Source organism: Pontibacter pamirensis, from assembly GCF_010015475.1.
GTDB classification, from domain to species: domain Bacteria; phylum Bacteroidota; class Bacteroidia; order Cytophagales; family Hymenobacteraceae; genus Pontibacter; species Pontibacter pamirensis.
Genome location: NZ_SSNI01000015.1, coordinates 60,064 through 74,581, shown reverse-complemented (window position 1 = coordinate 74,581; position 14,518 = coordinate 60,064). Strand labels below are relative to the sequence as shown.

At 49.2% G+C, this 14,518-nt stretch carries 14 protein-coding genes and 1 tRNA gene; 10 read left to right on the top strand and 5 right to left on the bottom strand.

The annotated features are described in order from the left end of the window. The first annotated feature begins 27 nt into the window (after positions 1-27). Positions 28-954, top strand: coding sequence for an AraC family transcriptional regulator (locus E1919_RS13915; RefSeq protein ID WP_115566281.1), 927 nt, complete (start codon positions 28-30; stop codon positions 952-954). On the opposite strand, the gene E1919_RS13910 is transcribed toward E1919_RS13915, so the two are convergent. Genes E1919_RS13910 through E1919_RS13900 form a run of 3 tightly spaced genes read right to left on the bottom strand, consistent with a single transcriptional unit; the run spans position 937 to position 2,781 of the window. Beyond that, a complete protein-coding gene (locus tag E1919_RS13910) occupies positions 937-1,704 on the bottom strand; it encodes a phosphoglycerol geranylgeranyltransferase (protein ID WP_162054009.1) in 768 nt (255 codons plus the stop codon). The genes E1919_RS13915 and E1919_RS13910 overlap by 18 nt on opposite strands. After that, a complete protein-coding gene (locus tag E1919_RS13905) occupies positions 1,694-2,404 on the bottom strand; it encodes a hypothetical protein (protein WP_162054008.1) in 711 nt (236 codons plus the stop codon). The genes E1919_RS13910 and E1919_RS13905 overlap by 11 nt, the downstream gene beginning before the upstream one ends. Then, a complete protein-coding gene (locus E1919_RS13900) occupies positions 2,401-2,781 on the bottom strand; it encodes a phage holin family protein (protein WP_162054007.1) in 381 nt (126 codons plus the stop codon). The genes E1919_RS13905 and E1919_RS13900 overlap by 4 nt, the downstream gene beginning before the upstream one ends. A 181-nt stretch (positions 2,782-2,962) precedes the next feature. On the opposite strand from E1919_RS13900, the gene E1919_RS13895 reads away from it, so the two are divergent. Next, positions 2,963-4,063 (top strand): DnaJ domain-containing protein, encoded by a 1,101-nt coding sequence (locus E1919_RS13895; RefSeq protein WP_162054006.1) that lies wholly within the window; start codon positions 2,963-2,965, stop codon positions 4,061-4,063. A 214-nt stretch (positions 4,064-4,277) separates the two neighbouring features. Here the strand turns inward: E1919_RS13895 and E1919_RS13890 are convergent. Continuing rightward, positions 4,278-4,350, bottom strand: a tRNA-Phe gene (locus tag E1919_RS13890). Between the two features lie 168 nt (positions 4,351-4,518). Here E1919_RS13890 and E1919_RS13885 point away from each other — a divergent pair. From E1919_RS13885 to E1919_RS13855, 7 genes are all read left to right on the top strand, one after another. Further along, complete coding sequence (locus E1919_RS13885; RefSeq protein ID WP_162054005.1) at positions 4,519-5,892, top strand: 4Fe-4S dicluster domain-containing protein; 1,374 nt, start codon at positions 4,519-4,521, stop codon at positions 5,890-5,892. Between the two features lie 166 nt (positions 5,893-6,058). Further along, positions 6,059-6,880 carry a (Fe-S)-binding protein gene (locus E1919_RS13880; RefSeq protein WP_237144379.1) on the top strand — a complete coding sequence of 274 codons (822 nt, stop codon included), beginning with the start codon at positions 6,059-6,061 and terminating at the stop codon, positions 6,878-6,880. Between the two features lie 107 nt (positions 6,881-6,987). After that, entirely contained in the window at positions 6,988-7,470 is a 483-nt protein-coding gene (locus E1919_RS13875) for a hypothetical protein (RefSeq protein ID WP_162054004.1), read from the top strand. After that, positions 7,425-9,446: a CHU_0125 family OmpA-like outer membrane integrity protein gene (locus E1919_RS13870; protein ID WP_237144377.1), complete on the top strand. Its 2,022-nt coding sequence runs from the start codon at positions 7,425-7,427 to the stop codon at positions 9,444-9,446. The genes E1919_RS13875 and E1919_RS13870 overlap by 46 nt, the downstream gene beginning before the upstream one ends. A 147-nt stretch (positions 9,447-9,593) precedes the next feature. Next, on the top strand, positions 9,594-10,763 hold the full coding sequence (locus E1919_RS13865) for an AIR synthase related protein (RefSeq protein ID WP_162054002.1): 1,170 nt from the start codon (positions 9,594-9,596) through the stop codon (positions 10,761-10,763). 137 nt (positions 10,764-10,900) lie between these two features. Next, entirely contained in the window at positions 10,901-11,590 is a 690-nt protein-coding gene (locus E1919_RS13860; protein WP_162054001.1) for an outer membrane beta-barrel protein, read from the top strand. Between the two features lie 171 nt (positions 11,591-11,761). Then, positions 11,762-12,505, top strand: a complete 744-nt coding sequence (locus E1919_RS13855) for a DUF4476 domain-containing protein (RefSeq protein WP_162054000.1) — start codon at positions 11,762-11,764, stop codon at positions 12,503-12,505. A gap of 188 nt (positions 12,506-12,693) precedes the next feature. Here the strand turns inward: E1919_RS13855 and E1919_RS13850 are convergent, their stop codons facing one another. Beyond that, the gene (locus E1919_RS13850; RefSeq protein ID WP_162053999.1) at positions 12,694-13,194 is read right to left on the bottom strand and encodes a DUF4293 domain-containing protein; all 501 of its coding nucleotides are present in this window, start codon (positions 13,192-13,194) and stop codon (positions 12,694-12,696) included. Between the two features lie 347 nt (positions 13,195-13,541). Here E1919_RS13850 and truA point away from each other — a divergent pair, with 347 nt between their 5' ends. Next, positions 13,542-14,303, top strand: coding sequence for a tRNA pseudouridine(38-40) synthase TruA (gene truA / locus E1919_RS13845; RefSeq protein ID WP_162053998.1), 762 nt, complete (start codon positions 13,542-13,544; stop codon positions 14,301-14,303). Positions 14,304-14,518: the final 215 nt, after the last annotated feature.

The window sequence follows — 14,518 nt, the reverse complement described above, 5'->3', positions numbered from 1 at the left end:
AGTATAAAAGTTAGTTGGTAAACATACATGGAAGATTACAATAAGATTATTGAGTCGCTTGGGGTGCGATTCATTAAAGCTAAGAATCTGGTGTTGCAGCAGCCGTTTACGGTGCGCAATTACTATGATGTAGGTAACAATTTGATTCTGCTCCATAAGGGCAGCATCTTTTTTGGCAACGAGGAGCAGTTAGTAGAAGAAGGGGAACTTCTATTCATTCCGGGCGGCCGAAGCACAAAAGTTACCTATGGCCCATCAGGTGAAGGAAAGTCCATCACGAACGATGACCTGATCACAAACAGGGAGAAGTTCTTTAAAAGCAATAACGATCTTGATCTGATAGGTGATGCGGAAGAGAGCCACAGCTATGTGAGCTTTGAGGCGAAGGTATTCGACTCTGTTAACTTCTTTGCTTCTCTGGACCTGCCAGCATTCCTGATCTCTAACAACAGCAAGCTGGCCAACCTGGTCATCAAAGTAGTGGAGGAGAGCATGCAGGAGTTGCCTGGCAAAGAGCGCCTGATCAATCTGTATACTGAGCAAATAGTGGTGGAGATTGTGCGCCACATCCTGCGTAACAGAATGTTCGTGGAGCAACTGGCTACAAACAGCACTTACTTCAAAGACCCGCGCCTCATCGACCTGTTCAACTACATTAAGGAGAACATTGGTGGCGACTTATCAAATAAAGTGCTTTCTAACGTTGCAAATGTATCGGAAGACTATGTTGGGCAGTATTTCAAAATGCTGACAGGCATTAACCCACAAGACTACATTGAGTACCAGCGTATGGAGCGTGCCGTGTTCTTACTGCGCACGACCAAGAAGAGCATCCGTGAGATTGGCAAGGAAGTGGGTTACAAAGACACCGCTTATTTCTGCCGTCGCTTTAAGATGATGTTCGGTATACCTGCCGGTAAGATGCGCCGCCGCGAATCAGCGGTGAACATCTAAAGTAACGTTGTACGAAGAGACAAGATTAGAAACCTCGGCCAGAAAGCCGGGGTTTTTTTCTATGTGGTTCCCTATCACAATCACGTCGGCACCTGCCTCCAGCGCAGCTGTTGCCTTGGCTGTTGTGTTAATGCCGCCACCCACTATAACCGGAATGTCTACAGCCTCACGCACTGCCGCAATCATATCAGGGGCAACAGGGGTAAGGGCACCGCTGCCGCCATCTAAATAGATGTAACGCAGGCCCAGCAGTTCACCGGCCATAGCAGTGCAGGCGGCAATAGCTGGCTTATCGTGAGGAACAGGTGTAGTGCCGCTCATGTAAGAGGCGGTGGTCTGGCGGCCGGAATCCACTAATATATAACCTGTAGGATAAACCTGCAGCCCGCTGGCCCTAAGGGTAGGGGCGGCAAGCACATGCTGCCCTATAAGGAAGTCAGGGTTACGGCCAGAAATGAGGGAGAGCAGCAAAATACCGTCTGCCTGTTTGTCGATATGCTGGCTGTTGCTCGGGAAAAGAATAACAGGCGTAGCCGTATTCTTTTTCAGGAGCCGGATAATGCCTGCCTGGTTATCCGTCGTAATCAGGCTGCCGCCAACAAAAAAGAAATCAATAGGGTGAGACGCACCTACGTCAATAAGGTTCAGGCAGGAAGCCTCTGTCAGGTTGTCGGGGTCGAGCAAAACTGCAAAATGCTTCCTGCCTGTTTTTTGGTATTGTATTTTTTGATGGTTGTCTTTAAATGGCATCCTCTTTCGGAACAATATACTCAGTTGTCTCTATTTCTGTAACCTCTACTACAGGCTTAGCTGCAATATCGTTATTTTCAGAGACACTGTGTAAGTATTCTTCCAGCTTTTTGCCTGCATATATGAGCAAGAATGCCACTGCCTGCTGTGTAAGCACTTTGCCTACTCCAGACCGCTTTAAACCCTTAGCTTTTGATTTAACCTTTTTTTTTGTCTTATCGAGGGTATCGTTGTTGCTGCTGTGGCTTTGATCCGCGTGGGGCATATGCTCCGAGGAGATAGTATACTCATCCTCCTGCTCATGCATCAGAGAATCGTAATCTATAATAGGCGTGGAGGCGGCCACAAGCCTGACATGCCTTTGCCTCACATCAGCGTCTATTACAGGCGTAGAGGATGGTACGTGCGTAACATGGTTTTCTGTGGCGACCATGCTCTTAATAGCGTTCTTTTTCTCTTTCTTCTTCTTCTTTCGCTCCGCCTTAATTGACTTTACTTTACTTGCGCCGCCACTAATCATGCGTTTCAGCAGGTAGCCTGCTAGTAAAACCCCGCCAGCCATGGCTGCTTTTTTGCCGTATTCCTGTCCCTGGGATTTTATCTGATCAACATCACCTATCAGGGCGTTTTTATACTCTTCTTTCTGTCGCTCTAAAAACTCCCGCTCATTGTTAAATAAAGGATTAGTTAACTCGCTCATACGTGTGGTTCTCTTTTGTCTGGTTTATATAATGTATTGTCAAAGGATTTATCTGCTACGCTCTGGAAAGCCTTCTTGTCTAGACCTACCAATAACACCACCAGGATGATGATGTAGAAAAGTGCTACAATGCCAAAACCCCAAAAGGTGCTATCTAGCAGGGAGTTAAGCAACAGGCCCAGAAAAATATTCACGAAGATAAAGCACATGAAAGCGATAAACCCAAGCAAAGCAAAGTGCAATGTGCTCACAAAGACTGCTTTTAACTTTTCCTGTATCTCAAGCTTTATGATGTCAATCCGAGTGTCAATATACCCCATCAGGTTCTCCATGAGGTTGGGATTTCTGTCCCGTGTTCCATTGTCTTGTATTTCCATAGTTTCTTTTAGCTTTTTTTTACGCTTTACCTGTATACGAGGGTATAGACAAAAATTTACGTAAAGTATAATTAAGTTAAAATACGTAATATATAAGAAGTTAAAAGTGTAGTACGGATTTTGCGATATCTTGTCCGGATTTAGGTAAATTTAACAGCGACTTTCTTAGCTTAACACCTGCTTGGAATACAATCTATATAACGTTTTAGGTATAAGCCCGGGAGCTTCTCTGCAAGAAGTGAAAGGGGCTTATAAGCGGCTCGCGCTCAAGTACCACCCGGACAGGAACCCAGGGAACGCGCGTGCCGAAGAACTGTTTAAGCTGGTGAACAGTGCTTATCAGACACTGTCTAACCCCGGCAAACGCGCCCGATACGATATGCGCCTGCAGTTTCAGCGGCAGCAGCAGCAGCGCTCGGTAGTGCAGTACCGGCAGCGGTATGAGGACCCACGCTACGCCCATTCACGGCCACCCGCAGGGGTGTCTGAACGCCACTACCGCAATATCAAGCGCGATGATAATAGCTTCTCACGCAAGGACTGGTACATTACCTTTGCCTTTGTGGCAGGCTTGCTGTTCTTCAGCCTGCTGCTGAAAGTGGCCATGGATCATATTACGGGCGAGGATAAGTACAAAACAGCTCTGACATATATAGAAGATGGGAAGTACAGCAGTGCGCACCGCCTGCTGTCGGATGCCATTCAGTTTATGCCTGAAAACGCAGCGGCTTACGAGGCAAGGGCTAAGATAGAACTGAACGTGTTCGACAATTACTCCTCGGCACTGCGGGACTTGAACAGGGTTATCGCATTGCGGGAGCAGCCTTCAGCACAGGTATTCTATATGCGCGGGCGCAGCTATCAGCAACTGAAACAGTACGAGCAGGCAGAACAGGACTTTACACTGGCGCTTGAACTGGATAACACATTCTGGAGAGCATATCTGGAGCGGGGGGAGGTAAGGCTCTTTTACCTGACAAAGTATGAGCCAGCCATTGCTGACCTATCCGTTTACCTTGAGAAAACCAGCAGCGGTTCGGATGTTGTGTCAGCACTGACCTACCGCGGCTTTGGACACTATAAGTTGGGGAACTATGATTTATCAGAGCAGGATTACCGGTGGGCACTGGCACTGGACAAAGGAAACGGGCGCATTTACTACCTGCTGGGGCGTACGCAGCTAGAGCAGCAATCGGACTCGGCTTGTGCGCACTTGTATAAGGCTTACCAGTTAGGCTACTCTGCGGCGCTGCTGGAACTGGAGACCAACTGCCAAGACTAAGCCAACAGCTGTCACTTCCCCTTGATTTTGGTGCCCCCTAATCTAAGGTTCTCTGGAGAACCAACGTTAAGGGGTGACACAGGACTAGCCAAAAAAGAAACTGTTAATTCTGCTTCAATCCTTATGGACTGCCGAAGCCTCTTCTATATCTAAAAACTGCTTCTTAGACAGGCCCAGAAACAAAAAAACCTCTCCGTTTAAGGAGAGGTTTTCGTGGTGATGAGTGGAATCGAACCACCGACACAAGGATTTTCAGTCCTTTGCTCTACCGACTGAGCTACATCACCAGCTCTGTTGTGCCCCCTTGTTCCGTAAGGGTATGCAAAAGTAGCAACTAACTTTTAAGTAGCAAATATTCTGGCGAAAAATATTTTTAAAAATGCATCCTGCGTACATTATTCTCAGTATTCTGCTATCTTTAGCTATAAATTAGTATGTATAACGAATAGTTTGCTGTGATAGGAATAGAAAATATTATCTTTTTGATTGTGGCTGCCATCGGTATTGGACTGTTTGTGTGGCAGGTGCGGAATATTCGCAAGAATGTGCTGATGGGGCGTGATACTACGCTTAACGACAATCCATCGGAACGTATTAATAAAACTTTGCTGGTGGCTTTTGGGCAGCAGAAAATGTTTAAGCGTATGTTGCCTGCTGTGCTGCACCTGTTCGTGTATGTAGGCTTCATTGTGATAAACGTGGAGGTACTGGAGATTCTGATTGACGGCATTTTTGGTACGCACCGCGTGCTCGGTTTTGTGGGCCCGTTGTACAGCGGCCTGATGGCCCTAAACGAAGTGCTGGCGGCGCTCGTGATCATTGCCTGCGTTATGTTCCTGTGGCGGCGTAATGTCACAAAGGTACCCCGGCTATGGAATGGCGTAGAACTGCGTGCCTGGCCAAAACTAGACGCTAACATCATTCTCATTACTGAGATTGTGCTGATGCTTGCGCTGTTCGTGTTCAACATTGCAGACATGAAGCGCGTGCTGCTGACAGGTGGCGAGGTGGTAGGCTACTATCCTGTCAGCCAGTTCTTCGTGGATGTTTTTGGAGATAACCCGGAGCAGCTTTATGTGATAGCGAAAGTAGGCTGGTGGTTTCATATTGTGGGTATTCTTGCCTTCATGAACTACCTGCCAAGCTCCAAGCACTTCCACATCATCATGGCCTTCCCGAATGTATACTACTCTAACTTAAAGCCGAAAGGGAAGTTCACCACAAACCCAGCTATTACGCATGAAATCAAAGCGATGCTGGACCCGGGCTATCAGCCCCCAGCCCCTGAAATGGATGCAGAAGGCAACCCAATCATACAGCGCTTTGGCGCCAAGGATGTAGAAGACCTAACCTGGAAGCAGTTAATGGACTCCTATACCTGCACCGAGTGCGGACGCTGCACCTCTGTTTGCCCGGCCAACATTACTGGTAAGCTGCTTTCCCCGCGTAAGATCGTGATGGATACCCGCGACAGAATGGAAGAAAAGGGAGAGCACCCGGCGATATTTGCACCAAATCATTATAAGGAATTAGGCGAAGAGCGTGTGGAGGTAACTGAGGAGAAAACCTTGTTGCGGGGGTACATTACACCAGAAGAGCTTTGGGCCTGCACTACCTGTAATGCCTGTGTGGAGTCCTGCCCGGTAAACATTGATCAACTATCCGTCATTATGGACCTGCGCCGTTACCTGGTGCTGGAAGAATCTGCTGCGCCGGCTTCACTCAACACGATGTTCACTAACATCGAGAACAACGGTGCTCCCTGGGCCTTTTCTCCAGCTGACCGCTTTAACTGGGCCGACGAAATTTACGTGCCGAGCAAAAATTAATTGTTGATTGTTAACTTGTTAATTGATTGAAGGTTGAATTGTTACACGGTTGATTGCTGTGTCCTGCCCTGGCTATACCTGCTTCTTGTGAACAATAAAGAGAAGTAGAAAGGGGTAGGTATAGAATGGCGATCATCAGTTAGCAACCAACAATTCATAAATACAGATGGAAGAAAATAAGAGATTAGTGAAAGTGCCTACTATGGCGGAGATGGCTGCCAGCGGCGAAGAGCCGGAAATTCTTTTTTGGGTGGGCTGTGCGGGTTCTTTCGATGACCGTTATAAAAGAGTAACGCGTGCCTTTGTACAGATTTTAGAGCATATAGGTGTGAAGTATGCGGTGTTAGGCACTGAAGAAAGCTGCACCGGCGAGCCAGCGAAGCGCGCCGGCAATGAGTTCCTGTTCCAGATGCAGGCCCTGACCAACATTGAAGTGCTGAATGGCTATAACGTAAAGAAGATTGTAACCGCCTGCCCGCACTGCTTCAACACCATGAAGAATGAGTACCCGGATTTGGGAGGCAACTATGAAGTCATTCACCACTCCACGTTTTTGCAGCAGCTGATTAACGAGGGAAAAGTACGCGTAAAAGAGGGCGGGAGCTTTAAAGGCCGCCGCATCACGTACCACGACTCCTGCTACCTGGGCCGCGCTAACGACATATACGAGGCCCCGCGCGAAGTGCTGGCGGTGCTGGATGCAGACCTCGTGGAGATGAAACGTGTGCGTGCGAACGGCCTCTGCTGCGGCGCTGGTGGTGCCCAGATGTTTAAGGAGCCGGAGCCAGGCAAAAAGGATGTGAACGTAGAAAGAACAGAAGAGGCACTGGCAACCTTAGGTACAGGCGGAAACAGTGTGATTGCCACGGCCTGTCCTTTTTGCATGGTGATGATGAACGACGGTGTGAAGAACAAGGACCAGGAAGAAAACGTACAGGTGTTCGACATCGCCGAACTGATTGCTCAGGCAGAAGGGCTTACGAAGTAAGGATTAATTGCTACATGGTTTAATTGTTAAATGGTTAGATAATCATCTTAAATTCATCACCCATTTAACAATTGAACCATGTAGCAAAAAAAAATAACAATCAAAAAATGTACATTCCATTTAGCAAACTGCCGCCACATGCGCGCCTCTGGATTTACCAGGCTAACAGGCCCTTAAAGGAGGCAGAGCAGGACAAAATAAAACCGATGCTGCAGCGTTTTGCAGAGGAGTGGAGTAGTCATGGTACTGGCCTTCAGGCTTCTGCGGAGCTGCTGCACAACCAGTTTTTAGTGCTGGCCAATAACGAAACAGCCGCCGCTGCCAGCGGTTGCTCCATCGACAAATCCGTTAATTTTGTGCGGGAGTTGGAGCAACAGCTTCAGGTCTCCTTTTTCGACCGCACGCAACTGGCGTTCCTGAAAGAGGGGGAGGTAGAGCTGGTAAGTGTGCAGGAACTGAAAAAGAAGGTATTAGCTGGCGAGATTAGTGAGAATACGTTATACTTTGATACATTAGTAAATAATTACGGAGAGCTGCAGGAAGCATGGCCACGGCCTGCCGGAAACAGCTGGCTTTCCCGCTATTTCTGATACGGCAAAACCCTAACCATATTTTGTTCATGCACCAGACGCTGAAATTCAAATCCATAGCGCATCAAATTAAATCCATCAGTGTATTGTTGTTGCTCCTGCTGGTGCTCGGCGGTTGTGCAGGCCAGTACCTGAGCAAAGGCGATAAACGTTTTGAGCGGGAACAGTATGAGCGTGCCATCGAGTTCTATAAACAGGCACTGGCGAATACCAACAATCCTGGCGAGGTAAACTACAAAATAGCGGAGGCCTACCGCCGTTCCAACCGCATAGCGGAGGCAATGCCTTATTATAAAGCAGCCCTGGATGCCAATTTCCGAAAAGAAGACGCTTATTATTACTATGGGCTTGCCCTGAAAGCCAACGGACAATATGAGGAGGCGCTGCGGCAACTGCAGGATTACGTGCGCGTAGGCACCAGCCCGCAACTAAAGGCGCTGGCCGCCCGCGAGGTTGAAACACTGAGTTCCCTCAGCAATATACTTCGCCTCACCACGCCATATAAGATCAGCAATCTGGAGGCGCTGAACACAGAGGCTTCGGAGTTTGCGCCATACATGCTGGAAAATGAACTAGTATTCTCCTCCACGCGTGGTCCGGGTAAAGAGTATTTGGGAAATGGCGAAGGCTTCTTAAACCTGTATGCCACTACGCTTACAGATTCTGCTGCTGAAATGGGCGGTGCTGTGCGTCCGTACGAGAACATCAACACAGAAGGAATACATGATGCCCTGGCCACTTTCACAAACGAGGGGCGCACTATAATATTTGCCCGGGGAAACCAGGGAACGAAAAAGGGCCGCCAGAACGTGGATTTGTTTATCTCAAACTTCCGATCGGGCGCCTGGACAGAACCACAGTTGCTCAGCATTAACGACCCCGAGGCCTGGGACTCTTCCCCGGCTTTCTCCCCTGACGGCAGAACACTGTACTTCTCCTCCAGCCGCAGAGGTGGCCTGGGTGGGAACGATATCTACAAAACCACCATCGACGATAATGGCCGCTTCTCCAGACCAGAGAACCTCGGCCCTGAAATAAACACACCGGGCAATGAAGACTTCGTGTCTGTAGGTCCGGATGGTACTTTATATGTTGCTTCTGATGGACTGCCGGGTTTGGGTAACCTGGATCTGTTCCGCATTGAGGATGGCAAGCCGGTAAATATGGGGCAGCCCATCAACTCACCAGGTGATGATTTCGGCATCTTTGTCGGGGCGGGCAACATGGGTTTCTTCTCCTCTAACCGCGAGGGCGGCAAGGGGGGCGATGACCTGTACCGCTTTGTAAGGAGTGACATCAGGCTAGTTAATTTCTTTGTGGATGGCACATTGTATCAGCAGCGTGAAGGCACCACCCAGCGCACGCCAGTACCAAACAGCACCGTTGTGCTGCAGGATGCAAGTGGCCAGAGGCTGAGCACCACAACGACAGATGCGAACGGGCAGTTTATGTTCCCGCTCGATTCTGCTTCTACTTACTCGCTGGTGGCGGAGAAGCCCGGCTTCTTTACAGCCCGCGAGCAAATAACGACAGTGGGTAAAACGCCTCCGCAGGATGAACTGGAGGAAGGAACTAACGAAGTGCGGCTAACTGCTACTTTGGTGCTGAATGAAATTGTGCGGGAGAAGGCGATTGTGCTGGAGAACATTTTCTACGACTACGATAAAGCAAACATTCGTCCGGATGCGGCAGAGGAGCTGGACAAGCTGGTGCAGATACTAAAAGACAACCCGGGTATATCCATTGAGTTGAGTTCTCATACCGATGAGCGCGGCAGCGATGCCTATAACCAGGACCTGTCGCAGCGCCGTGCCGAGTCTGCCGTAGAGTACATCATATCCGAAGGCATAGACCGCTCCCGCATCACAGCGAGAGGTTATGGTGAAAGCCGCCCTGTGGTGCCAAACGCCACAACAGAGGAAGAACATCAGCGTAACCGACGTACCGAATTTAAAGTGGTGCGTATACAGGAGTAATCAGTGTAGCGCTACAAAACGAGCAGCATGAGTTAATCCTCATGCTGCTCGTTTTATTTATGCCGCTGCGTCTATCTTCTGAATTTATACTTGCCGCTGCCGCTAATCCAAAAGCCTTTCTTAAATTTGTAAAAACTACCCTGAGCTATGGAAAATAGATACCTACGCCGTGGCGTTTCAGCCTCTAAAGAAGATGTGCACAACGCTATCAAGAACATCGACAAAGGACTTTTCCCGAAAGCATTCTGCAAGATTATTCCCGATATACTCACCGGCGACCCGGAATACTGCGCCATCATGCATGCCGACGGCGCGGGCACCAAGTCATCGCTGGCCTATATGTACTGGAAAGAAACCGGTGACCTGAGTGTGTGGAAAGGTATTGCCCAGGATGCCGTGGTCATGAACACCGACGACCTGCTGTGTGTGGGTGCCACCGATAACATCCTGCTGTCCTCTACAATCGGAAGAAACAAGAACCTGATTCCGGGGGAGGTGATTGCAGCCATTATTAACGGTACTGAAGAGGTGCTGCAAATGCTGCGCGACAATGGCGTGGGCATCTACAGCACCGGCGGCGAAACAGCCGATGTAGGTGACCTGGTGCGCACCATCATTGTGGACAGCACTGTGACAGCCCGCATGCGCCGCGATGAGGTGATCTCGAACGACAACATCCAGGCCGGAGACGTGATTGTGGGCTTTGCTTCCTATGGGCAGGCTACTTACGAGGACGAGTACAACGGAGGTATGGGCAGCAACGGGCTTACCTCTGCTCGGCACGATGTGTTCCATAAATACCTCTCTGCCTCTTACCCTGAAAGCTATGATCCGGAGCTACCAATAGACTTGGTATACTCAGGAAACTGTAGGCTGACAGACGTAAACAAAGAAACAGGTATGGAGATGGGGAAGTTGGTGTTGTCGCCGACACGCACCTACGCACCCATCGTGATGGAGATACTGAAGGAGCACCGACAGCACATCCACGGTATGGTGCATTGCAGTGGCGGAGCGCAAACCAAGGTCCTGCACTTCACCGATAAGGTACACGTTGTGAAGGATAACCTGTTCCCGGTGCCGCCGCTGTTCCGCATTATACAGGAGCAGAGCCACACCGACTGGAAAGAGATGTACAAAGTCTTTAATATGGGGCACCGCCTGGAGATTTACCTGCCGGAGGCCCATGCGAAGGATCTGATAGATATTTCCAAAGCGTTTGGCGTGGAGGCGAAAATTATTGGCCGTGTGGAGAATAGCAAAACCAACGAACTGACTATCAAAAGCAAGTATGGTGAGTTTTACTATGAAGGGTAGCAGCTTATAACTATACCTTTAGAATAGCCACAGGAGCCAACCTGTGGCTATTTTTTTGTGTCTGATGTTGCAAATATTTCAGTATGTGCAGATTATATTATTTTTATATTTACACAGAGGCGTATAGTAGTCTGACCATGAGAACAAACCTAATCTTCCTTTTTCTGCTGCTCTCTTTAGAAGCCGTAGCCCAGCAGCCAGACTCCGCTGTATCCGATAGGAGCAGATTTTATGTTGGTGTCAGTTTCAGTACTGTCTCCCACCATATCTACTATAAAAACCCCAAGGGTGCTCAGGATGTCACGTCAGGTTATTTTGCCCCGCTTTCAGTCAACTTCGGTTATCAGCTGAATGAGCGGGCAAGCATACAGGCAGGGCTTGCTTACGGGGGCAGCTCGGACCATAATAACTGGTCGCCGGGTTCCCCAGACACCCTGATGTACGATTCCTACTCCAACACGCACGTTTTGGCTGTGCCTGTTACCATGCGATACGTGTTGTTCAAAGTTTTCAGACGGTTTCAACTATATGGCACCGGTACGGTTATGCCCGCCTTTGGCACCACCAAGTTCAAAAGGATAGAGACACGGCAGGATGACATCTCAACGGTACTGAATGTAAGAGACGCTGGTATGAATGCCTTTGTTACTGCTGGCTTGGGCTTAAACTATAAAATAAGCAAGCGCTTCAGTGGACTTATAGAATATCATGGCTTCAAATATAACCTGACAGGAAACAATTCATTTTACTATGATTGGGACCAGGGTTTTACTGGGTTTCTCCGCATTTCTAAATCTGTGGGAGTCGGGTTTAATTATAGCCTCTAGCCAATTGAGCAGCGGTTTGAAGAAAGGTACTGGAGGAGACAATATACTACTTCAGCCAAGTCAGAGCAAATTTACAGATCCTTGGCACTTGTCGTCCACTATAGGATAAGGTAATCTAGTCTGGCACAGAACTTGGTTTAACAGAAGTATAAGCTGAAAACTATACTCCCGATGAAAAAGCTTCTACTCCCGTTCCTGCTTGTGCTACTGGTGTTACCGGTGATGGCGCAAGCTTCCGTTCTTACCTTCAGTGCCGAAAGAGGCGAGGTATTCTATATCAAGCTGAACGGCAGAACTATTAACCACAGGGCATCGAATTATGTGCGCATTAATCACCTGCAGCCAGGCAGGCACCTGGTGGAGGTGAGTGTCAGGAGCCGGCGTGGTGTATACCGGATGGGGCAGCGCGTGCTTGTGCCGAATGGGGTGGAAGCTAACTATGGCGTGCGTACCAGAGGCAGGAGGGCTTATCTGCACCTAATCAGGGAGGTTAGAGTAGTGCCACCACCCGTAGTCGTTACCCCTGTTCCGCCCTTACCTCGCTATGACGAAAGTTACGAGGACTATGGTCGCCAAAACCGACGTGAGCCGCAACCACCCCGCTACGAGGACAACAACTGCCGCAACTTGCTGACAGCACAGGAATTGGACCGGGTGATACAAGCTATGAACAGCCGGGAATTCGATAATACCAAACTAACCATTGCCCGGGAAGCAGTGCGTAGCGGCAGTATCATGGCAGAAGACCTGAGGCGCCTGTTACAGCAATTTGAGTATGAATCCAACCAGGTGGAGTTTGCAAAGTTTGCCTACGACTATCTCTGCGACCGGGAGCACTTTTACTACGTCTACGATGTGTTCCGCTTCGACAGCAACGTGGAAGAACTGGAACGCTACAGCAACAGCCGTAGGTAGTTACCTTGAGTTAGAGAGTTTGGGAGTTAGAAAGTTAGAGAGTTTAAATGAATCAATGGAGTCCCTTTCTTTGCATGTACATAATCATGCTATGAATTAATAGGCTAGAAAGTTAAAAGCCGCTCTCATACGCAGTGTCCGGAAGCGGCTTTTGGCTTTCTAACTTTTTAACTCTCTAACTCCTAAACTTACCTAAGTCTGTCTACGGACCGTACCAGGTCTTCATCACGTTTGATAAAGCGGTTTGACAAAGCGTTGAACAGGAGTCCGAACACGGGCATGTAAAACCCGGCATGATAGGAGCCATTGCTATTAGCCTCTACCATTTCGGATCCAACGTAAGTGGCATAATAGAAGGCAGTGCCCAGCAGTGCAGCCATCACAAGTGTGTTTAACAAGCCTAGTTTCATTTGGTTTAGACGGCTCCTGTACTGGAAGATTTCATAAGCTGCAATCACTGCCGCTGCAATAGCCAGCAAGCCAATGCCAATGGTGCCGTGCTCCGGAAGCGTTCCTGCCCCGATAGGATCGCCCTCCTCATTCAGGATGACTGATTTCAGGCTCCAGGCCGAAAGCACAACAGTTTCTCCTGTAACGGCATCTGTCTTGGACCAAAGCGGCAGAAACAACATCGAGACCATCGCTACGATTAGCAGGAAGAGAAATACGGTTTGGATTCTTTGTATCATAAAATATTTTTTAACTCATAAAGAGATGCAAAATTATACAAAGACCTGTAAAACAAAAATTAGATGCGCAAAGCTGATGCTGTTAAGCCATCAAAGCACCTGGCGGTAGAGTATGGCAGCAGCCTCCCTGCTATACCTACAGAGATAAAGTTGCGCCCACGGAATGCTTAACAAACCGAGACAGCATTTCACGTGAAACGCAAAGAGGTATGATCTAAACTGATCTATACTAAAAATTTCGCAGCGTGCGCAGCTCCTGCGAGAGTCTGCTGGCCGCAGCTGCGCACAACTCTTAGCGGCGCTGTTAGGTTTATGCGTTAGCCCCCGGAATTTTATACCTTTGCACCATGCGTTACTTTCTAGAGATAGTCTACGACGGCACCCGGTTTCACGGATGGCAGGTGCAGCTTAATGCGCTATCGGTGCAGGAGGTGCTGGACGATTGCCTGAGCAAAGTGCTGCGGCAGCAAATCGATTCTACCGGGAGCGGCCGCACCGATACCGGGGTGCATGCCAGCCAGCAGTTCGTGCATTTCGATGTGGAGCAGGAGCTTGATACGCAGCAGTCTGTGTACCGTTTTAACCGCCTGCTGCCAGACGACGTGGTGGCAAAGCAACTGTACCTGGTGCCGGACGATGCCCATGCCCGCTTCGATGCCCTTGCCCGCACCTATCACTATCATATATCTCTCACCCCAAATCCTTTTAAACGATTTTACGCCTACCACCACAGCCGCCCGCTGGATGTGGAGAAAATGAACGAGGCTGCCGCTATACTTTTGAAGTATGAAGATTTTACCACCTTCAGCAAAGTAAAAGGCGATACCAAACACTACCGCTGTGACATGTATGAGGCGGTGTGGCGGCAGCAAGGGGAGGAGCTGGTGTTTACTGTTCGCGCTAACCGTTTTCTGCGCGGCATGGTGCGCCTGATTGTCGGTACGCTGGTAGACGTAGGCCGCGGCAAACTGACGGTGGCGCAGTTTGAGAAGGTGGTGGCCAGCCAGGACCGCCGCCAGTCCAGCGGGGCAGCGCCGGCAGAGGGCCTGTACCTGGCAAAGGTGGAGTATCCGGAGGGTATACTTAACCTCACCCCAACCCTCTCCTAAAACAGGAGAGGGAGCTCTGTTCCCTGCGAGCCTGTTCCAAAGACCTCGCAGCGTGCGCAGCTCCTGCGAGCGTCTGCTCTAAAAGCGCTTAAAAACCGAGCATTTCGCCAGAAGACAGCAAGGCCGGAGATAAACTATGACAACAAAAGAAAATCCGGTCACTGCATCAACTATCTAAGCAGACAGCGGTACCATTTGAAGCCTTATTGCGTAAA

What these genes read in the sequence shown, in the direction of transcription:
- E1919_RS13870 (WP_237144377.1), top strand. Translation starts at nt 7,425, where the DNA reads ATGGCCACGGCCTGCCGGAAACAGCTGGCTTTCCCGCTATTTCTGATA.
- E1919_RS13850 (WP_162053999.1), bottom strand. Translation starts at nt 13,194, where the DNA reads ATGATACAAAGAATCCAAACCGTATTTCTCTTCCTGCTAATCGTAGCG.
- E1919_RS13915 (WP_115566281.1), top strand. Translation starts at nt 28, where the DNA reads ATGGAAGATTACAATAAGATTATTGAGTCGCTTGGGGTGCGATTCATT.
- E1919_RS13880 (WP_237144379.1), top strand. Translation starts at nt 6,059, where the DNA reads ATGGAAGAAAATAAGAGATTAGTGAAAGTGCCTACTATGGCGGAGATG.
- E1919_RS13900 (WP_162054007.1), bottom strand. Translation starts at nt 2,781, where the DNA reads ATGGAAATACAAGACAATGGAACACGGGACAGAAATCCCAACCTCATG.
- E1919_RS13855 (WP_162054000.1), top strand. Translation starts at nt 11,762, where the DNA reads ATGAAAAAGCTTCTACTCCCGTTCCTGCTTGTGCTACTGGTGTTACCG.
- truA (WP_162053998.1), top strand. Translation starts at nt 13,542, where the DNA reads ATGCGTTACTTTCTAGAGATAGTCTACGACGGCACCCGGTTTCACGGA.
- E1919_RS13910 (WP_162054009.1), bottom strand. Translation starts at nt 1,704, where the DNA reads ATGCCATTTAAAGACAACCATCAAAAAATACAATACCAAAAAACAGGC.
- E1919_RS13860 (WP_162054001.1), top strand. Translation starts at nt 10,901, where the DNA reads ATGAGAACAAACCTAATCTTCCTTTTTCTGCTGCTCTCTTTAGAAGCC.
- E1919_RS13865 (WP_162054002.1), top strand. Translation starts at nt 9,594, where the DNA reads ATGGAAAATAGATACCTACGCCGTGGCGTTTCAGCCTCTAAAGAAGAT.
- E1919_RS13905 (WP_162054008.1), bottom strand. Translation starts at nt 2,404, where the DNA reads ATGAGCGAGTTAACTAATCCTTTATTTAACAATGAGCGGGAGTTTTTA.
- E1919_RS13875 (WP_162054004.1), top strand. Translation starts at nt 6,988, where the DNA reads ATGTACATTCCATTTAGCAAACTGCCGCCACATGCGCGCCTCTGGATT.